Origin of the sequence: Niallia circulans NBRC 13626 (assembly GCF_001591585.1) — a bacterium.
In the GTDB taxonomy this organism is placed as follows: Bacteria; Bacillota; Bacilli; order Bacillales; family Cytobacillaceae; genus Niallia; species Niallia circulans.
The window spans coordinates 38,042-58,141 of sequence record NZ_BCVE01000025.1; the positions used below are offsets into that span (position 1 = coordinate 38,042).

21 protein-coding genes and 1 pseudogene are annotated in these 20,100 nt (G+C 34.5%); 7 read left to right on the plus strand and 15 right to left on the minus strand.

Going from position 1 to position 20,100, the window contains the following annotated elements; genetic code table 11:
* Positions 1–123 precede the first annotated feature (123 nt).
* The 3 genes from BCI01S_RS21255 to BCI01S_RS21265 all read left to right on the plus strand — a co-directional run bounded on the left by BCI01S_RS21255 (position 124) and on the right by BCI01S_RS21265 (position 1,805).
* On the plus strand, positions 124–681 hold the full coding sequence (locus BCI01S_RS21255; RefSeq protein WP_047940146.1) for a GNAT family N-acetyltransferase: 558 nt from the start codon (positions 124–126) through the stop codon (positions 679–681).
* 127 nt (positions 682–808) lie between these two features.
* A complete protein-coding gene (locus tag BCI01S_RS21260) occupies positions 809–1,300 on the plus strand; it encodes a CBO0543 family protein (protein WP_061800984.1) in 492 nt (163 codons plus the stop codon).
* Between the two features lie 121 nt (positions 1,301–1,421).
* The gene (locus tag BCI01S_RS21265; protein ID WP_061800985.1) at positions 1,422–1,805 is read left to right on the plus strand and encodes a VOC family protein; all 384 of its coding nucleotides are present in this window, start codon (positions 1,422–1,424) and stop codon (positions 1,803–1,805) included.
* A gap of 186 nt (positions 1,806–1,991) precedes the next feature.
* Here the strand turns inward: BCI01S_RS21265 and BCI01S_RS21270 are convergent, their stop codons facing one another.
* From BCI01S_RS21270 to BCI01S_RS21280, 4 genes are all read right to left on the minus strand, one after another.
* Positions 1,992–2,846, minus strand: coding sequence for an AraC family transcriptional regulator (locus BCI01S_RS21270; protein WP_047940144.1), 855 nt, complete (start codon positions 2,844–2,846; stop codon positions 1,992–1,994).
* 100 nt (positions 2,847–2,946) lie between these two features.
* Positions 2,947–3,624 (minus strand): lysozyme inhibitor LprI family protein, encoded by a 678-nt coding sequence (locus BCI01S_RS21275; protein WP_047940143.1) that lies wholly within the window; start codon positions 3,622–3,624, stop codon positions 2,947–2,949.
* A gap of 506 nt (positions 3,625–4,130) precedes the next feature.
* On the minus strand, positions 4,131–4,265 hold the full coding sequence (locus BCI01S_RS26270) for a hypothetical protein (RefSeq protein ID WP_268874878.1): 135 nt from the start codon (positions 4,263–4,265) through the stop codon (positions 4,131–4,133).
* 26 nt (positions 4,266–4,291) lie between these two features.
* A complete protein-coding gene (locus BCI01S_RS21280; protein WP_047940142.1) occupies positions 4,292–5,068 on the minus strand; it encodes an acetoin reductase in 777 nt (258 codons plus the stop codon).
* A 310-nt stretch (positions 5,069–5,378) separates the two neighbouring features.
* Here BCI01S_RS21280 and BCI01S_RS21285 point away from each other — a divergent pair, with 310 nt between their 5' ends.
* A complete protein-coding gene (locus BCI01S_RS21285; protein WP_047940141.1) occupies positions 5,379–5,570 on the plus strand; it encodes a CsbD family protein in 192 nt (63 codons plus the stop codon).
* Positions 5,571–5,733: 163 nt separating this feature from the next.
* Here the strand turns inward: BCI01S_RS21285 and BCI01S_RS26460 are convergent.
* From BCI01S_RS26460 to BCI01S_RS21315, 6 genes and pseudogenes are all read right to left on the minus strand, one after another.
* Positions 5,734–5,993, minus strand: a pseudogene (locus BCI01S_RS26460) (multidrug ABC transporter ATP-binding protein); the annotation flags it as partial.
* A gap of 205 nt (positions 5,994–6,198) precedes the next feature.
* Positions 6,199–7,179, minus strand: coding sequence for a phosphotransferase (locus tag BCI01S_RS21295; protein ID WP_061800987.1), 981 nt, complete (start codon positions 7,177–7,179; stop codon positions 6,199–6,201).
* Between the two features lie 303 nt (positions 7,180–7,482).
* The gene (locus BCI01S_RS24980; RefSeq protein ID WP_369988543.1) at positions 7,483–7,977 is read right to left on the minus strand and encodes an iron chelate uptake ABC transporter family permease subunit; all 495 of its coding nucleotides are present in this window, start codon (positions 7,975–7,977) and stop codon (positions 7,483–7,485) included.
* A 25-nt stretch (positions 7,978–8,002) separates the two neighbouring features.
* A complete protein-coding gene (locus tag BCI01S_RS21305) occupies positions 8,003–8,641 on the minus strand; it encodes an esterase/lipase family protein (protein ID WP_047940139.1) in 639 nt (212 codons plus the stop codon).
* Positions 8,642–8,999: 358 nt separating this feature from the next.
* Entirely contained in the window at positions 9,000–9,512 is a 513-nt protein-coding gene (locus BCI01S_RS21310) for a DUF3231 family protein (protein WP_061800988.1), read from the minus strand.
* 545 nt (positions 9,513–10,057) lie between these two features.
* A complete protein-coding gene (locus tag BCI01S_RS21315) occupies positions 10,058–10,528 on the minus strand; it encodes a hypothetical protein (RefSeq protein WP_061800989.1) in 471 nt (156 codons plus the stop codon).
* 456 nt (positions 10,529–10,984) lie between these two features.
* Here BCI01S_RS21315 and BCI01S_RS21320 point away from each other — a divergent pair, with 456 nt between their 5' ends.
* Positions 10,985–12,562 carry an FAD-dependent oxidoreductase gene (locus BCI01S_RS21320; protein ID WP_061800990.1) on the plus strand — a complete coding sequence of 526 codons (1,578 nt, stop codon included), beginning with the start codon at positions 10,985–10,987 and terminating at the stop codon, positions 12,560–12,562.
* Positions 12,563–12,657: 95 nt separating this feature from the next.
* On the opposite strand, the gene BCI01S_RS21325 is transcribed toward BCI01S_RS21320, so the two are convergent.
* Positions 12,658–13,224 (minus strand): GNAT family N-acetyltransferase, encoded by a 567-nt coding sequence (locus BCI01S_RS21325; protein ID WP_061800991.1) that lies wholly within the window; start codon positions 13,222–13,224, stop codon positions 12,658–12,660.
* A gap of 302 nt (positions 13,225–13,526) precedes the next feature.
* Here BCI01S_RS21325 and BCI01S_RS26465 point away from each other — a divergent pair, with 302 nt between their 5' ends.
* Entirely contained in the window at positions 13,527–13,691 is a 165-nt protein-coding gene (locus BCI01S_RS26465; protein WP_438825713.1) for a hypothetical protein, read from the plus strand.
* A 692-nt stretch (positions 13,692–14,383) separates the two neighbouring features.
* Here BCI01S_RS26465 and BCI01S_RS21330 read toward each other — a convergent pair.
* Positions 14,384–14,995: a CGNR zinc finger domain-containing protein gene (locus BCI01S_RS21330; protein ID WP_061800992.1), complete on the minus strand. Its 612-nt coding sequence runs from the start codon at positions 14,993–14,995 to the stop codon at positions 14,384–14,386.
* Positions 14,996–15,115: 120 nt separating this feature from the next.
* On the opposite strand from BCI01S_RS21330, the gene BCI01S_RS21335 reads away from it, so the two are divergent.
* Positions 15,116–15,589, plus strand: coding sequence for a hypothetical protein (locus tag BCI01S_RS21335; protein ID WP_061800993.1), 474 nt, complete (start codon positions 15,116–15,118; stop codon positions 15,587–15,589).
* 173 nt (positions 15,590–15,762) lie between these two features.
* On the opposite strand, the gene BCI01S_RS21340 is transcribed toward BCI01S_RS21335, so the two are convergent.
* The 3 genes from BCI01S_RS21340 to pbp4 all read right to left on the minus strand — a co-directional run bounded on the left by BCI01S_RS21340 (position 15,763) and on the right by pbp4 (position 20,044).
* Positions 15,763–17,553 (minus strand): BlaR1 family beta-lactam sensor/signal transducer, encoded by a 1,791-nt coding sequence (locus BCI01S_RS21340; RefSeq protein ID WP_047940132.1) that lies wholly within the window; start codon positions 17,551–17,553, stop codon positions 15,763–15,765.
* Entirely contained in the window at positions 17,553–17,942 is a 390-nt protein-coding gene (locus BCI01S_RS21345; protein ID WP_061800994.1) for a BlaI/MecI/CopY family transcriptional regulator, read from the minus strand. The genes BCI01S_RS21340 and BCI01S_RS21345 overlap by 1 nt, the downstream gene beginning before the upstream one ends.
* A 65-nt stretch (positions 17,943–18,007) precedes the next feature.
* Positions 18,008–20,044: a penicillin-binding protein PBP4(5) gene (pbp4, locus tag BCI01S_RS21350; RefSeq protein WP_061800995.1), complete on the minus strand. Its 2,037-nt coding sequence runs from the start codon at positions 20,042–20,044 to the stop codon at positions 18,008–18,010.
* Between the last annotated feature and the right edge of the window lie 56 nt (positions 20,045–20,100).

Below are 20,100 nucleotides of genomic sequence, written 5' to 3' on the forward strand. Positions count from 1 at the left end.
TATGTGATTCTAAATGTATTCTGCCGGACTTCTTCCCTTCTTTATAAGACAAATGAAGGAATTATCTGTTCCTTGTTGAAGTATATACCTATCCATTGTATTTAGAAAAAAGGAGTATTGTCAATGAAGCAGCCATTCCCCATCATAGAAACAGAGCGTTTGCATTTAAGACAGGCAAGAGATGAAGATGCAAAAGATATGTTTATCTACTTATCGAATCAAGAGGTAGTGCAGCATATGGGGCTTGAACCTTACAAGTCAGCAGAAGATGTATTAGAAGAAATAAATTGGTACAAATCAATCTGGGAAAAAGGCACTGGCATACGCTGGTGCATCACATTGAAAAAGGAAAACATCGTTATAGGAAGCTGCGGCTTTCTGAATAGACAGCCAAAGCATTATAAAGCAGAAATTGGCTATGAATTAAGCAGCAGCTATTGGGGACAAGGAATCGCAGGTGAAGCCCTCAACGCTGTTCTCGCCTATGGATTTCAACAGCTTAGCTTGGAAAGAGTCGAAGCCTTAATCGAACCAGCCAATACAGCCTCGCAAAAATTAGTCGAAAAACACGGCTTCTTAAAAGAAGGCCTATTAAGGCACTATGAGTATACACGCGGAAAGTTTGATGATTTATATATGTATTCGATCCTTAAAGGAGATTTTGAAAAAAGCTCTGTGTAAGAAGCAGAGCTTTTCTAATTTCTATCTTGCTTATTCATCCATCCTCATATTCCCATTAAAAAAGCAGCAGGAAATCTTTCTTCTTTGGTTAAACTAAAAGAAAAGCAAAGGAAAGGGAGAATCTACTGTGAAGAAACGCAAGCAAGAAAAGCTCCTGTTACGGGTCCTATTTGTAATTGGAATAGGTTCGTTTTTAAATTTACTGCGAAAGCCGCCACTAAAAGATTGGCTCATTATTTTCTTATTGAAAAGTTATATCGCCTCTATTTTAGATAATCTGTTAGTAAAAAAGGGCTATCTAACTTATCCTGTAAAATTTTTAAAGACATTTGATGTCAGTGTTATCTTCAGTTATCTTCTCTTTCCTGTCACTTGTATCTATTATAATCAAGTAACAAGAAATTCAAGTATAGTGGGAATTTTGGTTAAATGCTTATTGTTTAGCCTTCCAATAGCGATTGCCGAACATTGGATCGAAAGAAAAACCAATTTAATTAAATACAAAAAATCCTGGACCTCTTTCCATAGCCTGGGTTCCATCGCAGCAACTTTTTTATTTGTTCGATTTATGATGATACTAATTAGAAAAGCAGCTATTAGACAGCCAGCTAAAAACTGATTGACTTTTTCAGTCCTTTTAACATGTGCAAAAAAAGCTACTAAATCTTTCGAATCTTAAAGGAATATTTTCCCCTTATATAGAATCTTTATCATACATTCTATATAAAGGTGGAAAATAAATGAACTCACTCTCTTCTCCTATTGCTTGTAAAGTAAATAATGTTTTTATTCATGTTGATAATCTTGAAAAGGCAGCTGAATGGTATAGTGAATTACTCGGACTTCCTTTCAATAAAAATAATGTTGAATCGCCTGTATACAATATTCCAGTTACTTCAGAAACGGGGATTACTTTGGACGACCATACTTTCGATCCAGGCTTTAAGTTAAATCACTCTGAGCATGTTTTGTTTAACTTTTTTGTTCAAGATATTGATGAAGCATATCAGTTTATCAAAAACAAAGGGATTACTATTGTGAAAGAGATAGAACGAATTGGTGATTTTGCTTATTTTAACTTTAAAGACTTAGATGGAAATGTATTAATGATTTGCAATAACTAATACATTTCCATTCATCCATACAGCTTCTTTTTGCTGTAATTCTTTATTCTAGGCTTCTAAGTCCATTATTGTTCGTTTCCTTGTAAGTCTGCAATCACCTGTAAGCTTATACTAACTCTTCTATTAATAAAACTCTTCCTTTTCAATGAAAAACAGCCTTCTTATAAGCGGCTGTTTTTCTAAAAGTTACTTGGATGGTTTAGGAATAATGGGCACCCAGAGTTCATGGCGCGGCTTATGTCCTGGGCCATAATAACATTCTATACATGGTAAATTGGCAAGCTCATATCCAGAGGTCGGAACCCATTCGGAATATAATCGTTTCCAAGCTTCTACGATATTGGGAAAAACAGCCCATGTTGCTGGAGGAATAAAGATGCTTTCCATCCCATTCTTTGCTTCTCCCTCATACCGGACACCCGTAAAATAATTGAATTCCTCGTCCATTATGGCGGCTTCTTTTCCACATATACCTAAAATCCCTTCCAATGAGCACTTTGGATTTTCCCATGACAGGTCAATCAATTCCTGCATAAATCCATCTTTTTTCGCTTTGCTCCAGATGGTCGGGATCGTTTTAAAGGCTCTACTTGTTTGAACCGAATTGCTCTTCCCAACAATCCTTACTTCAAAGTCTATATTTTCGATTCGATATTCCATTTCTGTGTCTCCTTTCATAGTGATTTGAAAGGAGATTTTTGGAAAGGCCTTTAGCTGTGTTCCTTGATGACGGCATTCTGAAGGCTTTATTCCATGTAGTTTTTTGAAAGCACGAGAAAAAGAATCAGCCGATTCATAACCATATAATTGAGCAATTTCAATAATCCGCTTATCGCTTTTTTGTAATTCAAAAGCAGCAAGCGTTAAACGTCTTCGTCTTATATATTCAGATAGAGTAAATCCAGATATAGATGCAAACATTCTCGAAAAATGAAACTCGGAACAGTACGCAATTTTGGCTAATTCTTTGTAGTCTATCTCTCCTTCTAGATTTGCTTCTATGTAGTCTAGTACATGATTCATTCTATCCAGCCAGTCCATAGAATCCCTCCTTTCACTTCCTATCTTATAAAAACTAGAGACATTTCGTCCGACATATGATGCCTATAAATGTCGTATCCAGATGGAATGATAAAGACCGCTAATCTGCCATATACTCATTCACTAATTCATAGCATCTCTTCTTAGTGGATTCGTATAAAGAAATATAATTAGCAACATTTTCAAACGTACCGCCACTATATTTTGATCTCTCTTCCTTTGCTGCCGCTTCCTTTTGTTCAATCCACTTCACTTGATCTGTTTTCAAATTATTCATTACTTCTGGTGATAACTCTGCCTTTAAAATGCTATAAATCTCGTTCAGAGCCTCATCATACTTCTCATAGGATACGCCATAGTAGTTAATCATCGCGTTTGTTACCCCTTTATCTGAATCTTTCTTATCAGGCATAGCATCAACTTCTTTTTGGATGTTATCTAACTTTGCGATAAACTCTGCTTTTCTTCCTTCTACTTTATCACCTGCTTGCGATTTATCTTCGCTCGCCGGTTTGTCCATCTTGCTATTCTTACTATTTACAGCAGTTTCTGTCCTATCTGCAGATGCTTCATTAGACGAAGAAGAAACGTCTGTGTTTTCTGCTTTCTGATCAGTTTCTGACTGCTTATTATTAGTGTTATTCGATGAATCACTTTCTGACTGCTTATTATTAGTGTTGTTCGATGAATCACTTTCAGATGTGTTGCTACATGCAGACATACCTGCTAATAAAAGAACAAGCAAGGTTGCTGCAAAAAATATACTGCTTTTTTTCATTTTGTAAAACTCCAATCTCTTTATGTCTTGTCCGAAAAGTTTAACCTTCCATATCCATTTTAACATAGATTCCCAAATTTCTTCCTTTTCCGCTAATAAATCAATGTGTAAATGATAGAAAAGGAGTTTTATCCAAGTCTTAGATATAATTTGGGAGCTTTAGTTCATAAAACAATGTTTTACTATGACAATGGCTTGGGATACTGAAGAAAAAAGCTTATTCTTAGATTTAATTCACTTCTTCTCCTGATAAAGGTACTGAAAACTCATATTAAATAAAGTGACTGTTGATTGAATCTTTCTAGTAATAAGAAAATACGGATACAAAAAAATAATTGGTGGATTGGCTTTTTTTGAGCTAAATTCTTTTTCTCCTAATCTATTTTGTATTTGTAATAGAAAGCGAGATAAAATGAAGATTTTATTTGGGGATAAAGGAACGGTTTTTGGCTCTATTAGCGTTATCTAGAAAGGCGCCAATAGACTATTTCCTGTTTTGCTGATATTTAGAATGTAGACAACCGTTTGAAAGTTGGTTTGAAAAGAATGGTATCAATAATAACAAGCGTAGAAACAACAAAGAATAAGTAGAAAGCAGCTAAAAAATGAATTTGAAAGCTGCAGTCTGCATTTACAGACACAGCAGCCTCCAATAAACTTTAGAAAATTAACGATAAACTAAGCCACCATCTGTTAAGATTGCTTGTCCTGTAATATAATCGGCATCATCAGAAGCTAAAAATGATACTAAGTTCGCTACATCTCTTGGTGTTTGATAACGCTGTAACGCAATATCTGCACTATACTGAGCAAATGCTTCACCTGGTTGTAAAGCACCATTACTATAACGTACCATTTCTTCATCAATTCGATCCCACATTTTTGTTTTCGCAATCCCTGGACAATAAGCATTAACAGTAATTTGATATTTGGCAAGCTCTTTCGCAGCAGAATGTGTAAATGAACGTACTGCATGTTTTGTAGCAGAATAAGTACCTAACATTTCAAAAGATTCATGACCTGCTATACTGCAAGCGTTTATGACTTTACCTTTTGAGCCTTGCGCTATAAATTGTTTAGCAGCAGCTTGTGTACCAAAAACTACACCATTTACATTGATGTTAAATAGGCGGTTTAATTCATTTTCTTCAATTTCCAAGAAAGGTTTAACTGCATCAACACCTGCATTGTTAACAAATACATCTAAACGTCCAAATGCGTCTACTGCTTTTTGGACAAGATTAAACTGATCTTCTCGCTTTGAAACATCTCCCACAACACCAATTACATCAGCATTTTGAGATTTCATTTCTTCTAGAGTGGCATTCAATAACTCTTGATTGATATCATGTATTACTACTTTGAAACCATCTTTAAGTAAACGTTCTGCAATACCACGACCTAAACCACCGGCTGAACCTGTAATAACTGCAACTTTACTCATTGAATAAACACCTCTTGTAATAAATTATTACAGAAAAATCAGTTTTCTGTCACTTTAATTATATAAATTACCTATAAAATAAAAATCAAAACATTTGAATTCAAGCAATTTTTAATTTTGGTCTCCAAGACCCTCAAAAAATCATGTTTCAGTGGATGTATTATGAGAGTTTGTTTGTATGATTGATGTTGGATTTTGTTAATCATCTATATATGCTCTACCTTTATCACTAAATCAATCAGCCGAACGTTTAACGAAAAAAACAACAGGGTACAAATTAAACATAACATAAAATGAGGAGTGATCAATCATGGCAGAAAATAAACATAGTATCGCAGATAAAGTAAAAAGTGGTGTATCAAAAGTAAAAGGCGAAGTAAAGGATCAGATTGGTAACGCGAAAGGCGATACGAGTATGCAAGCTGATGGTAAAAAAGATAAGCTGAAAGGAAAAATGCAGGAAACAGCAGGAAAATTTAAAGAAGATGCCGACCGTAAATAATGAAAACAAAAAGGGACGTCTTATTACCAGACAAAAAGTCTTGTTAAAGGAAAAAAGCGTAATCTCTTTTGGTGATTACACTTTTTTCCTTTATTTTATAGTTGGTTGGCAAGATATTATCCAAAACTGGATCCATATCAATCTTACGTTAACGGTAAAATTTTTAGTCGACACGAAACTGAGTATGACGAAGTCTAGTGTATGTCCCTCCTATTTGAATTAATTCTTTATAAGTTCCCTGTTTCTGTATGCCTGCTTCCGGAATCACTAGAATACAATCAGCAATTTTTATGTCGCAAACCAGCTGGCGATGACTAAGATAGTTCTTCTTTGTGACAATTCAGTGGATGCTCTTTGTATAGCTGCTTCGGTTTCAGTATCTCAAGCTGAAGTAGCTTGATCAAGAATTAATATAGATGGATTTAAATTTCTCCCTTTCGGATATATATCAATAGTTGTTCATAAAATAGTGAAGTTGATTATTAATTTATTTCGCAAAATCCTAAGTTAATAATATAGTAGTTTAAGTTATTTAAATAATCCTCAACTAAAGTACCTTTGTTGGAGGATTCATTCATTATTTATGATATGGTTCTCAGTGGTGTATCTCATTGAAGTTCAAAGTGCATTACTTTCCTAATAAAGTACGATGTTCAAGTAATAACCGAAGCCATTGCGAAGGTTTATGATTAGAATCAGATTTATCTTGTCTATTTGGTGTGATATATAAATGCCAGCTTAGCGCTCTTTGAATACATGCTAGCTCATCAGAAATCCGAAGAGTTTTATCAATCTCTTTCATTGACCCAAATCTGGTCCAAGGTTCCAGGTAATATGGACGAAATTCTTCTACCATACCCAACCATTCAGTTTCTGATGAAATTAAGTTATCAAGCGCATGCCAGAAAACTCGGGTACTGAAGAAGGGATGTGAAATTGATGCGTCACCCCAGTCAAAGAATACAAATTTATTTTCCACAATTCTAATATTGTTTGTATGAAGGTCCCCATGTTCAATTGAAGCTGGTATATTGGATGCCATTTCATCACACATCTCAAGTAATATTGGCAAGAGTGAAAGTATCTGATTAGTTTCTTCCTTGCTTAACCCTGTTAGACACATTTCTTCTAAATACTGGTTGATTTCCTCTTTAAGAATAGGCATTCTTCGATCAGGAACCCCAATCTGTAAAAACTTATCCACGTTACCGATTTGTGAAATTTGAAGTTCAGCATAATCCCCTATAGCTTTTTGCCAAAGTTTTTTATCTTTTTGTATCCGTAAGGGCTGGCCTTTAAAATCCTTCATCAATAGCCATCCTTCTGTTTCATTTATAGCTAGTATATCACCTGTTCTTTCAGGGCATTTCCTATATAATTCCTTGCTTAGGGCTGCCTCAAACTTTAGTACTGAACCAACTGCCTTAAAATAATAATTATCCTCATTTGTTGGCACACGAAGTAGGAGTGTCAGATCGGTTTCTTTTATATGCTTTATATTACCTTGTACTCGTAAATTTACTTTGTCTAGTTCTTCCACAATCCAATCAATTATTCTTCCGTAATAGTTCTCTTGGGACCACGGAATAGTTCCTTTTTTTTTCGACATGTAGATATTCTCCTCAACAATTTCCTATAAATAATTGATATATAAATTATAATCAAAATTTCCATTTTTTTTAAATGAAGTATATTGTAACATGTTATTACTAAAAAACGGGAGATTTTCCACTAGATTTTCCATTTTAAATTCTTTGTTTTCATATAACGTTTGCTTCCTGTAGATAAATAGCGGTGATCCAATGACAAATATAATGATTCCTATAGGCAATTCAACATTATGTATTAATGTTCTTTGGTAGAATATCCGCTCAAATTAAAAGCAAGCCTCCTACTAGAAATGTTCCTAGCATTAACGTTTATAATCTTCCCCAAAAACACTTCTACATATATGGGGAATAATAAGCCCAACAAAACCAAACATTCCTGCATATGCAACCAATGTTCCTGTAACCAGAGCAGTAGCAATCATGTAAGATTTACGGAAAACGCTTAAATCAATTCCCAGAGTAATAGTAGATTCATCCCAAAGTAGCCTTGTGTTTAACACGCGATATTGAAAAAGAAACAAAATGCACCCTAGCATAATGACTACTGCCATAATAGGGACTTTTGTCCAACTAGATGATGCTAAGCTTCCCATAGACCCAAAAATAACTGTTTTGATACCATCACATTTATTAGAAAAATAAATAATGAGGCTAGAGAAGGAACCACATAATGTAGTAATCATAGCTCCAACAAAAGCACCAAACGCGACACCAAATTGGGATAAAATCGTACCACTGCTAACCCCAAATTTAATTTTTCCATAATAAAAGAGCCCTTCCATGCTTATACTAAACATCGAAGGGCTCTTTATTATTCTTATCTTAATTGGTGTTTTTTCCCCCACCATTTAAAGCTTCTTTAATTAACTCATTTACCTTACTATTTACTACTAATCCTAAATGGCCAACACCGCTTATTTGTATGTTTTTAGCGCCTTCCAATTTTGAGAGCATATTAGGAACTAAATAATCATTTTTGCTGTAAATAGAAGTATAAAGGATTTTATGATTAGGATCTTTTCCCACAGGTGCTTTTGACGTAATGAATTTATTTGGAGATCCCAATGTAATCACATCATTTACCTTCGTTCCGCCCGTATTTTGGATATACTTAAGGGTATTGATTCCACCAGCACTGTGACCGATAATATCTACTTTGTTTTTTCCCGTTTCCTTTAACACTTTATCTACATATGATTCAAGCTGCTTAGCATTCGTCAAGCTGTTGCCTGTTTTATCAATTAATTCAATTGCGAATAATTCATCAGAAGACCAGCCTTGCTTAAGCAAATAATTTTTTATCGCAAGAAAGTTTGTACTGCTGCCGCCAGTTCCATGAACATAGATTACTGGATCATGTCCAGTTGTCTGAGCTTTTAAAACAGTTGGTTTCATCCCCATAACAGAAATGATTATCGCGATACTCATAGTTAGTGATAATAATAGTTTAGTTTTTCTCATGATGTTCCTCCCTGTTTGGTTGACTGCTATCTTGCTATATCATTGTTATATATTTTAAGAGCAGAAACAACCGGTAACTTTTTCTAGTCTGTTTAAAGATTATATGAATATGCCTTTTGGATCCACAACTTTACTCAAAAATACATGATACAAAACTCCTTTTCTTTTTCATTATTGTAATAAACCTTTTTTATTCATTTCCTCCTCTTCAACAAAAGTAAACAAAACAGAGACTAAGTTATTAAACAATACTATCTTTTATGTACATACATCCTCTCATCGACCCCAGCGTCAATTCGTGAATAGCTTGTTAGCTAGAAAATAAAAAAACACGGCTAGTACTAACCGTGTTTGAGAATTAACAATCACCATGTTTATTAAGATGTAATGGCGGTGGAATAAGCCAGCCTTTTTCTTTATTTAAGCGAAGAACTTTTGCTCCAAGAGCTGCCTTTTTGGTATGAAATTGACCATACATAGCAGCAACGTCTTCTCTGATGTATTTCCCAATTATTTGGCTGCAGGTAACTAAGCCCGCAGCAATATCAGCAGAAAGTGTAGCTGCTATTGCAGGATCTGGAATTTTTGCTCCAACTGGAATATCCTCTAAACATGCTTCAGGAGGTTCGGGAGCAGCTGGTGGTGTAGCGACACCATTTTCTTTCAGAATTTCTTCTAGCTGTTTTTTTTCTTCCTGACAAGTTTCAATAGCTTCGACTAATAACTTCTTTAAATCCCCATCACCAGCATGATTCAACATCGTTTGGTAACCTGCTGTCATACTGTTTCCGGCCAATAGGGAAGCCCAAATATCAAAAACTTCCCCATAGTGTAAGGGCTCTTCCTTTGGATTTCCAGATAAAATCCCCATTATAATCCTCCTTCATGTTAAGTAATTCTCTAGTTAGTGCATCTGTTCGCACTTCCATAGCTTTTCCAACAATAGAGAAGATTATTGATATTACGGTCGTTTTTTTCAAATAATATAAGCTATCACAACAATGATTAATATTATGCTAATAGACAACACCCGATTTTTAGTCTTTTTAAGGAAATAGATGCTGAAATCACTTAATATGTTGACTCACAGCAATAAACTAAAACTCTGAAAGTACAATGAAGGAAAAAAACTTGTTAAAAATAAACGATGATAGGACAGAAATATTTCGATCCCCCTAAGTTACCTCTAATATGTACTAATCGGTTTATTATCCGAGAAAATCAACTAACACTATAGCTAATTTCTTTGTTCTTGTCGTTTATTACTTTAAAATGGTCATTTTCCTTCATAAATAGCTGAACTATTTAACGATATTGCTTTCAATTCTAAGTAGTGATGTCTTTAATGTAGTCACAAGAAGGCTTTGTTCTAGTAACAATACGTTAGCATCTAGCCATTAGACAAGAGTGTTATCACTATTTTTTTTTTAATGATTTTCTTTCCTTTACAAACTGAAAGCCATATAAAAGTAAGGATTTAAAAAAGAATAACAATGATAGTTGATACTTTTTTAATCGAACTAACGAAGCAATTCCTAATTTTTTTAACCAATCTACCAAGAAATAGACGAAGATCGAATCAACCACTAAATTTATAAAAATGTATCTGAAGTATTTGCCGTAAGTCCATTTTAAAATCCACAAGGAACCAATAAAAAATGGGCCCCATAAAAAAGGAACAATGCCAGATAGCTTTGGATGAATTTTTTCGTACCACCACCATTTTCGCTTTTTTGCAATTATATCTTCTATGGTGACAATCAAAGCTATAAATAACCCTGCTGGCAAAAATCTTTTTACAGCATCTTTCCCGATTAAAGGAAGGAAAAACCAAGACAGAAACATCATCAATACTAGTAATCCCCTTGAATGCCTCATCAACTTCATTAACAATCCTCCTATTCATCCATTGGGAATAATATTCCCAATAACAGGAAAAATATAAAAAGTATTTTATATAAAGAAATGGGCTAATTAAGGCAATCACTTTTCCCAGTTCATATTAGACTTATTCTATTGTTTATTTAGCGTAATCTGTATTTTTTACACTCCATTCTTTTTACCAGGAAAAAATTTTTCTATTAAGTCTTAAATGGTATATAAGTTACTTGTTCCCTTAGGTAATGTTTCCCCTTCCTTGAAAATCTGTTAATATTTTTTTATACTTCTCTTTACTCATGTTTATATATTAGGACTTATATGGGTACAGCCTAAATACGTATGAAAATAGGTCATAAATTCACTTTTATTCCCCTTTATAAACGATACAGTTTTCCAAACTAAGTTTATCCTTCTAGCAAATGGAAATAATAATGGTATAAACTATTATATGGAGGAGTTAAAGTGGCCGACAACGCTAATTACAATGAAAAATTACCACCTAACACCGAATCTTATTGGACAAACACTATTCATTTACCAGAGTACCCATGCCTTGAGGATAACATGCAAGTTGATGTAGCTATTGTAGGTGGTGGCATTACAGGCATTACTTCCGCCTATCTGTTGGTGAATGAAGGTCTGAAAGTTGCTATTATCGAAGCAGACAAATTACTGAATGGGACAACGGGACATACCACAGCTAAAATCACTGCCCAGCACGATTTAATTTATGAGGAACTAATTCGCTATGCCGGGAAAGACACGGCAAGATTATATTACGAGGCGAACACCGATGCTTTAAAATTTATTCAAGAAACGGTCAATAAGCATCAAATTGATTGTGATTTCACTCATCAAGATGCCTATGTATATACCACAACAGAAGAATATGCACGGAAACTAGAAAAAGAAGCAAAAGCCTATGAGGAGCTTCATATTGAAGGAAAACTCGTAAACAAACTTCCTTTCGATTTAGAAATATATAATGCACTTGTTATGAAAAATCAAGCTCAATTCCATCCACTTAAGTACTTAGCTCATCTTACCAAAATAATCACCAAAAAAGGAGGATACATCTTTGAAAATACAACAGCTGTAAATATCGAGACTGGCGAACACCCCACAGTTCTTACCCGTGGGGGAGCACGAATTACAGCGAAATATGTTCTTTCCTGTTCTCATTTTCCCTTTTATGAGGGGGCTGGACTTTATTCTACAAGAATGCATGCAGACCGTTCCTATATTATTGCTGCAAAAGTAAAAACAGCCTATCCAGGTGGTATGTATATTAGTGCAGATGAGCCGAAAAGGTCTCTCCGGTATGCAACAATTAATGGGGAAGAAATGATTCTCATTTCTGGGGAAAGTCATAAAACAGGACAAGGCGGAGAAACACTGAAGCATTACGAAGCCTTAGAAGCGTTCGGTCAACAAGTATTCGGAATTGAAAATATTATCTACCGCTGGTCAGCACAAGATCTAACTACTCTGGATAAAATTCCATACATTGGCGAAATTACTTCCGGCCAAAAAAATATATTAATCGCTACTGGATACCGGAAATGGGGAATGACAAATGGAACTGCAGCTGCGCTTTTATTCCGAGATACCATACTCGGTAAAAAGAGCAAGTACCAGGAATTGTATTCTCCTTCCCGTTTCAATTTGAATCCAAGTCTAAAAAATTTCTTAACGCAAAATGCGAACGTTGTTAGTCACCTAATTAAAGGGAAATTAGAAATACCTCAAAACGATATCCATAACCTATCCCCTGATGAGGGAGCTGTTATTGACATTAATGGACAAAGAAAAGGAGCTTATAGAGATAAGGAAGGTACGCTTCATATTGTCGATACAACTTGTACTCACATGGGGTGTGAAGTTGCATGGAATGATGGTGAACGATCTTGGGATTGCCCGTGCCATGGTTCTAGGTTCTCGTATACAGGAGAAGTTCTTGAAGGACCAGCTGAAAAGCCATTACAAAAATATGATTATAAAATGATCGATAACCTTACCTCAGAAGACTCCGGTTATTAACTAAAATTAAGTAGGTAAAAACAGCTGAACCATATTCAGCTGTTTTTACCTACTTTTTTATTAAAACGAAAGCACCCGTATTAATTTAAGTGGGATTATTCCTTTATTATTGAATAAATACAAATGTCAGTTAGCTTGCTGCCATCTGCGGATAAATCATCATTTCTTAAAATTCCTTCTAATTCAAAACCTAGTTTTTCTGGAATCGAACGACTTTTAACATTTGTTGATTCACATCTTATTCCAATCCTGCTAAAATTGAGTTGTTGAAAACCATGGTTAACTAACGCTCTTACTGCTTCTGTCATATATCCTTTGCCAGTATATTTTGTATTAATCCAGTATCCAATTTCACATTTAGCAATCTTCCAATTAATTCCGTGAAGGCTAGCAGTTCCAATAAATTCGTTAGTTGCCTTATGAAAGATAAGATAACGAAAGCTTTCTCTTTTCAAAAAATCAATATGGGCATTTCTCAAGATAATTTCTATTTCTTCAACAGTATGCATTGTTTGAAATAAGCTTAACCATTGCTTTAACTCATGAAATGAATCCTTTATAGCTTGGCATACGACATCGCCGTCACCAGCTTGAAGCGGTGCTCGAAGAATCAGTCTATCTGTTTCGATTTGTAACGGAATATCTAATAAAATAGGATTCATTTAAAATTCCCCCTCTAATACTTAAATTATGATTGTATTTATTATATTCTCTGGGTAACTAACTATCCCTGTTAGTAGCAGAACAAAAAACAAAAAAGAAGCATAAACAATTTAAGAAGAGTTTGTGTTTATAAATCCTTTCTTTGGTTCAAAACACCACTCAATATTTTCATTTAAACTCTTACCATCAAAATTTTCGTAAAATACCCAATTTTTATACTTCAATGATTCCCCTCCTATTAAATCAAACCTTACAATTACATAAACCAAATTTTATTTGTTCTTAACTAGATCTATCACGTATTTATTTAGTTTCTTTTTTTGCCTATAACTATAATACTCTTATAACTACTAAGTCCATTTACATTATGATAGGAATGGAAAGAGATAATTTAACGAAGGAGCAAACACTTCAACAAGTAAAGACCATTCAGCAGCAATTGGATAATGAGTCGATTGATTTTTAATTAGCTAAAGTTGGCTACTATAGTATTGTTAATGGCGAGAGAATGTTATGAATATGCTAGTTTTACTTCACATCAATAAAATAAGCATAAAAGATGTAGATTAAATATCGTACACTTTTTAGGCTTCCTTTCGGGCAATTAATGAAAGTTCTGTTCTAAGTTATCGGGCAACTTTATAACAGAGGTTATTAGGAATGCAAAAGTTAAAAAATTATATTTTTAGATTAGACTGACCTAGCCAAATGGGGCAGTAATAAAATACCAACATATGCTGCCTGTTGCCAATCTCTATTGGTAACAGGCAGCATATGTTTACTCGCTATGATCCTCATAAACTGTTCTACATGTTCTGTTACTTCTTTTGAACCCTCTCTAATTTTACATTCGAATGAAAAGGCTCAATGACTGTGTTTTCCCAATAGTTTCCTCGGCGTGACATACTACTGACTAAATTTTTTCTTTAATCATATTTTTTGATATGTATAAGAAGCGTAGACGCTGCATTGATCAGAATGGATGATTATGCCTTTATGGTTTCCTCATTTTGCTAAGACTTCACCAAGGGGCAATCACCAAAATTGATGATATAGCTTATAAGCTACGATTTATTTATTAAACAAGTCTATAATTATTGAAAACCCACTGTTATTTCCTGCCTGTCCAATTACTATTTCTACACAGAGAGAATCTAATCACTTTTCTTTTTGATAAAATCGGCGGGCTTTAGCTCGATTGCCGCAATCAGCCATTGAACACCAGCGACGGCTCCTATTCCGACTCGTATCAAAAAATAACCATCCACAAGAGTCGCCCTCACATTTTTTGACTCGTTCTAAATCGTTTTTAGAAACAAGTAAATCAACAGCAGATTGCAAAATTGGAGGCAGCATAGTGTCCAAGTTTTCCTCGTTATCCATGAACTTCAACGTGTAATGATCCTTTTCATGGATTACACGCAAAGTTTGGTAGAAGTTACTTACAAAACCATTGAAACATTCAAGGTCTAGCGGATGTGGCGATGTCCCCTTTGAAACGGACTTGAAGATTTGATACATGACCTCCCGCATTTCGATAATCCGCTTTAGAACTTCTCCCGCTTCAGACGGTTTCTCCTCGGCCTTTAAAAGAAGTACTTTTGCTTTTTGTTTGGTCAAGACGTCAGCATGGATGCACCAGTCGACTATTTTAGCGTAACTCGTAAACCAATCCCGCCTTTTCTCACCACTTTCCCGCCAACTGACAGTATTGATAAAATCCATACACAAACGTTCTCCGACCATCATATAAGAGTTCATTTCCGACATATTCAAAGCTCCTTTACTATAACTATCATAATACAAATTGACAGTTAGAATCAACCTAGCTATAATTTAACCATCAAAAGTATTTTTGATGGTTAAACACTGAATTTAGGAGGTACTGAGATGGACAATCCGATGTTGGTGGCTATTAGAACATTGTTGAAGGAAACATATGCTGGACCTGAAGAAAACGCAAGCTGGTACACAGAAGCGAAACCTGGTAGTGGTTTATTCGGAACACTTGAAAAGATATCGGCAGAAGATGCTTCAATACCTGTCAACGGTACGACAATCGCCGCACAAACAGATCATACCCGCTATTACTTATGGGTTGCGAACTCTTACTTAAATGGGGAAGTACCCAGTAAGGACTGGGGAGCATCATGGAAAATCACAACCGTTGATAAAATCACATGGGCTCAATTTACTGACGAACTTCAACAAGAATACACAAAACTAATAAAAAAGATTGATTCTCTTGGCTCCTTAGATAAACAAACATCGCATGGTTTGTTAGGGGCGCTCGCTCACTCCGCCTACCATCTCGGATCAATACGACAGATGATAAAATCGATTAAAGTTCCAAACCAAACATAATTCAGAAAAAAGCCTGTCACTAAGAACATACGTATCCCTTAGTGACAGACTCTTCCAATAAAGTGAAGGTATTTAATTTAAACCATATCATTTAAAATAATTTTTTTATCAACTAGTATTAAATTCTCCTAATCTAGTCATCTTTAAAATTTCATGTATCATACTAGGTTTATTTAGAAAATATTTTTGTCATGTAATATTCGCTTTGCGATATTAGCCGCCTTTTTTCCATTGGCTTTTCCAGTTTTATTTTGAATATTTATCGAAAAATAATAACTATAGCCATCTTTTTTCACAAAGCCAACAAACCAACCATTTATTTCTTTCCCATTAATTGTACCAGTTCCTGTTTTTCCATATAGCTGTGCCTGCTTTTGTTCATCTATGAAAATAGCATTATTTACTGAACGAATATTTTCCTCTTTAAAGCCCAATTTATTTTCTTCTAATGCAGATAATAATTGAACTTGCTCAATTGGAGAAATTTTCAAAGAGGATTCCATCCAATAGCGATCTATATTACCTGACAAATTTTCATTCCCGTAGTTTAGTTTGTGAAAATAACTTTGCAGCTTTTTCTTCCCAACTTCACGATCAAGGTGTTGGAAATACCAGTTAACAGAACTCTCCATAGCAGTTGACAAATTCTGATTGGTATTCCATTTTTCAAAAGGATATGCCGTTCCATCCCACAACTGCTCGTTGCTTGTAGTGGAAATTACATTCGTTTCTAAAGCGAATAATGCAGAATAAATTTTATAGGTGCTATTGGGGGAAACCCTCTGTTCACTCATTTCACGATTATATATTTGATATTGTTTTTTGATAGCATCATATAGAACAAAACTACCCATATCCCCATTAAAATAAGAACTAAGATCTTCATAGATAACATTTTTCTCATTAAAATGATACACATCGTCTGAACTAGCGAGTACAGAAGAAAGCGAAGTAAAGAGTAACACAACAATTGCCAATATAGTATAAATAACTTTACTCTTCCATTTTAGTAATGGAGAATCCACTCTATAGTTAGCTATACTCTGAATTCGTCGTTTGAGTTGTTCCTTCGTTCCTCCCATTCCAGTGGAAAACTGTTTATATGGTCGGTTAAACTGTTTATCCGCAAACTGAATGATTGTATAGCCATATTCGGTGTATCTACTTTCATCCAAAAGATTTAGAACAGAAGCATCACATGCCAACTCACGGTCGATTCGCATTTTTTTTAAAGCCAACCATACTAATGGATTAAACCAATAAATAATTTGAAGCAACCACATTAGGTAATTAACGAAACTATCTTTACTTTTTTGATGGCATAGTTCATGTAAAAAGACATATTTTATTTTACTTAACGAGAATTCTTCTTTGGTTTTTTGGGGTAAAAATACATATGGCTTCCACAATCCTAATGTAATAGGAGAGGTAATAAGTGCGGTCTCCAGTAAAATTATTTTTCTTTTTACCCCGACAACCTCCTTGCACTCTTCTAACATTTCATTTATTTTTTGATCTTTAATACTCGTAGATGACTTTTTAATTTGCCTAATTTGATAATTTGCATAAATAGCACTCCCAATGAAAAACATGATTCCAGTGATCCAAATTACCAAAAAGAACTGTTGAAAAAATTCTGTATTTGTTTTGTTCACAGAAATAGAGAAATCATTCAATAAATCATAATTGGATGTCTGTGAAATGCCCAAACCACTGAACCTTTCATTGCCCTTAGTTATATCTTTCTCAATGAATAGGAAGTTTTGCATATATTGAAATATTTCTCGAAACTGTAAAAAATCCCATGGAATCACGTAAGTAATTATTGGAGCGAAAAGAAAATACCAAATTTTATAATGTGTTTGCTGAGATAAATGGTTGTAAAATACTTTTTTGATTAACAGGATTATTAAAATAAGGAGGGATACAACAAGTGTACTTAATAATAACCGGGTTACAACCATTATTTTTTCCCTTCTTTCTTATCCCTCTCAGCTAAAATACTCTTGAGTTCTGAAATATCTTCCTTTGATAGCTGCTCATTTTCAATAAAATTTAATACCATTGAGTTTAATGTACCACCAAAAAATTGTTTCAGGAAAGATTTACTTTTCTGTTCCACATATTCGTTCTCTTTAACAAGTGATGTATAAATAAATGCTCTGCCATCTTTTCTTGTTTGTAATACTTTTTTCTTCACTAGACGTACAAGCATTGTATGAATTGTATTCGGTTTCCAATCGCTATTTTTTAATACTCTCTCCACAATTTCAGGAGTGGAAATCGGCTCATAGTTCCAGACTACCTTCATCACTTCATATTCACCTTCAGAAATTTGCGGAATTTCTTTCATCATGACCCTCCTGCTTTTACATTTGTAGTATTTATTATAGCAGGTTGGGCCAAATTATTAAAGCATCACAAGGACTTAAAATATTTATACAACTCATCGATGAATGATTTATTTAATTGAGTAGCCGAACCGCCTTTTGAATAGTGTTCCACTAATGAAAGTAAAAGAAACTGATCATTCCCTGTATCAAAAGCTAATAAAAAGCTATTTTCATCCCCCTTCTCTCCTTGGTGCATTTTTAATTCAGCGGTACCCGTTTTGGCTGCTAACTGATATTGTTGATTATAGAGCAGATGTGCCGTTCCATTTGGGTTGCTCACAACAGCTTCTAAAAAAGTTCTCATTTCATTTGCTGTTGAAGGGGTAATAGCTGATTTAGTTTTCGGCCCGCTTTTATCCTCTAGCAATCTCGGATAAACGATTTTTCCTTCGTTTTGAAAAATAGAATACATGGCAGCTTGTTGAATAGGTGAAAGTAATAATTCTCCTTGTCCATATCCTGTATCAGCAAGAAGGATATCTGAATTAAATGACTTGTGATTTGAAATTTGCGCTGGCTTCATTGCGATTGGTAAATCCAATTCCTCGCCAAAGATAAATTTATCCAGCCCATTTCGAAACGTTTTTTCTCCCATTTCTAACGTTTCTTGAGCAAAATAAATATTATCGGAATAAACAAGTGCCTTTCTCATATCGACATGTTGCACATTAGAAACACGTGTAACGGAATACCCTCCCCAGGATTTATCCTTTTGCCAACTTAACCCATTTATTATTCTTCGCTTTTCTGGATATGTCACACCCGCATCAAGCCCGATACTAGCTGTAATCGTTTTAAAAGTGGAGCCTGGAGCATAAGCTGAAGCAAACCTTGAAAGAAATGGCTTGTTTTCATCCATAGCATATTTATTATATTCTTTCTGTGATATGCCACGAACCATTTTGTTCGGATCGTATGAAGGAGAGCTAACTACAGCATAAAGACCACCTTCTTTCGGATTCATGACTACAGTAGAACCTGGATTTTCTTTCAAATGATTGTATGCCTCCATTTGAATATAAGCATCAATGGTTAGTTTAATATCTCTTCCATCTATTTTTTCGGTTTTTTGAATTGCTTGCTTGTTTTTTCCATTTTCATCGACAATCAGAATTTCTCCACCATCTTTTCCACGCAACTCTTTATCAAGAGCTCTTTCTAATCCGGCTTTGCCTATCATGTCTCCTTCTTTCAAATCAGAATTTTTATCTAAATCTTCCCTTGTTACTTCTCCGATATATCCAATTAAATGTGCCGCAGCTTCTTTTAAAGGGTAATATCGGAGGTTAGTATTTTGATAGGAAATCCCAGATATGACTTCCGCTTTATTGGCTTCGATAATTTTAAGAGGAACAAATAGGTCATCCTTTACCCATCCTTGTTTCAGTTTTTGTTGAATCTCTTCTATAGATATATTTAATTGTTTGCTAATGTTTTGCAGTTGCTTCGTTTTTTCATTTCCCTTGAGTAAGTCTTTCGGAACAATCCCTGCCTCCTTAAAGTTTTCATTCACTGCGATGCCATTGCCAAGACGATCTATAATTTCTCCACGTTCTGCTCTCCATTGATGAAAAGCTACCTTATCTTTTCCCTCCATATTAGGAAAAATTAATGAAGGGTCCCATTTTATCAAATACTGATCTCCTGATTTGATAATCCTTGCTTGATAATTAATTTTATCTAATCTACCTAAAGGAGTTATTATGCTTAATTGATAGGATAACTCTTGCACATTGTGATTGAGTTTTTTTAATTCAATATTGGACGCGTGAATCCCATGAATATTAATTCCATTAAATATATGATCATATTTGTCGATCACTTCCTCCAACGTATATCCTAATGAATCGTATGAGTCTTTTTCGAGAACTTCTCCTAATTTTTCATACTCTTTGTTCACTAATATTTGAATAAAGGCATCTGCAGCTTTTTGTCCTTGGCTACTATTACTATTATTCATGATCATATAAAGACTTAAGCCAATAATCCCAGCTAAAGTGACAAATATCATTATGATATAGGGTTTGATTCTTCTCTTTTTTCTTTCTACTCTGCTAGTCAACTCTCTTCCCCTCATTTCCTTTCACTTAATTACTACATTTGTAGTAATTAAGGCGA

What these genes read in the sequence shown, in the direction of transcription:
- BCI01S_RS21280 (WP_047940142.1), bottom strand. Translation starts at nt 5,068, where the DNA reads ATGAGTAAAGTTGCAGTTATTACAGGTTCAGCCGGTGGTTTAGGTCGT.
- BCI01S_RS21295 (WP_061800987.1), bottom strand. Translation starts at nt 7,179, where the DNA reads ATGTCGAAAAAAAAAGGAACTATTCCGTGGTCCCAAGAGAACTATTAC.
- BCI01S_RS21270 (WP_047940144.1), bottom strand. Translation starts at nt 2,846, where the DNA reads ATGGACTGGCTGGATAGAATGAATCATGTACTAGACTACATAGAAGCA.
- BCI01S_RS21275 (WP_047940143.1), bottom strand. Translation starts at nt 3,624, where the DNA reads ATGAAAAAAAGCAGTATATTTTTTGCAGCAACCTTGCTTGTTCTTTTA.
- BCI01S_RS21285 (WP_047940141.1), top strand. Translation starts at nt 5,379, where the DNA reads ATGGCAGAAAATAAACATAGTATCGCAGATAAAGTAAAAAGTGGTGTA.
- BCI01S_RS21325 (WP_061800991.1), bottom strand. Translation starts at nt 13,224, where the DNA reads ATGAATCCTATTTTATTAGATATTCCGTTACAAATCGAAACAGATAGA.
- BCI01S_RS21335 (WP_061800993.1), top strand. Translation starts at nt 15,116, where the DNA reads ATGGACAATCCGATGTTGGTGGCTATTAGAACATTGTTGAAGGAAACA.
- BCI01S_RS21330 (WP_061800992.1), bottom strand. Translation starts at nt 14,995, where the DNA reads ATGTCGGAAATGAACTCTTATATGATGGTCGGAGAACGTTTGTGTATG.
- BCI01S_RS21345 (WP_061800994.1), bottom strand. Translation starts at nt 17,942, where the DNA reads ATGAAAGAAATTCCGCAAATTTCTGAAGGTGAATATGAAGTGATGAAG.
- BCI01S_RS21315 (WP_061800989.1), bottom strand. Translation starts at nt 10,528, where the DNA reads ATGAAGTTGATGAGGCATTCAAGGGGATTACTAGTATTGATGATGTTT.
- BCI01S_RS21340 (WP_047940132.1), bottom strand. Translation starts at nt 17,553, where the DNA reads ATGGTTGTAACCCGGTTATTATTAAGTACACTTGTTGTATCCCTCCTT.
- BCI01S_RS21255 (WP_047940146.1), top strand. Translation starts at nt 124, where the DNA reads ATGAAGCAGCCATTCCCCATCATAGAAACAGAGCGTTTGCATTTAAGA.
- BCI01S_RS21265 (WP_061800985.1), top strand. Translation starts at nt 1,422, where the DNA reads ATGAACTCACTCTCTTCTCCTATTGCTTGTAAAGTAAATAATGTTTTT.
- BCI01S_RS24980 (WP_369988543.1), bottom strand. Translation starts at nt 7,977, where the DNA reads ATGTTTAGTATAAGCATGGAAGGGCTCTTTTATTATGGAAAAATTAAA.
- BCI01S_RS21310 (WP_061800988.1), bottom strand. Translation starts at nt 9,512, where the DNA reads ATGGGGATTTTATCTGGAAATCCAAAGGAAGAGCCCTTACACTATGGG.
- BCI01S_RS21305 (WP_047940139.1), bottom strand. Translation starts at nt 8,641, where the DNA reads ATGAGAAAAACTAAACTATTATTATCACTAACTATGAGTATCGCGATA.